This window comes from Streptomyces sp. 8P21H-1 (assembly GCF_013302945.1).
The window spans coordinates 155-581 of sequence record NZ_JABTYA010000042.1 but is presented as its reverse complement, the minus strand read 5'-3'; the positions used below and the strand labels follow the sequence as shown (position 1 = coordinate 581).

General features: G+C 77.0%; 1 protein-coding gene. It reads left to right on the top strand.

All coding sequences use genetic code 11. The annotated features are described in order from the left end of the window. Positions 1-328 (top strand): DedA family protein (locus HO151_RS00875; protein WP_368039374.1); only part of this gene is annotated, 328 nt, incomplete at its 5' end. Positions 329-427 lie beyond the last annotated feature (99 nt).

Below are 427 nucleotides of genomic sequence, written 5' to 3'. Positions count from 1 at the left end.
CGCCCTGGTCGTCCTGGCCCGCTTCGCACCCGCCGGCCGCTCGATCGTCTCGCTCGCCGCGGGCGCCGCGCACCGGCGCGTCCGCGAGTTCCTGCCCTGGTCGATCCTGGCGGGCCTCGCGTGGGCGGCGTACAGCGTGGCCCTCGGCTACTTCGGCGGCCAGTGGCTGGGCGCGAGCTGGCTGGCCTCGGGCATCTCGCTGGTGGCGCTGTTCGGAGCGGGGGCGGGGGCGGCCTATCTGATGCGCCGCCCGTCACCGGCGGCGGTGCCGGTACCGGTGCCCGTCGCCGTACCCGTGCCGGGTCGCGGCGCGGGTACGGGCGTCTGAGCAAGACCGCCTGAGCCCGGACACCCGACCCCGGACACCCGAGCCCGGACACCCGACCCCGGACACCCGAGTCCGGGCGCCTGACTCCGGACGTCTGAC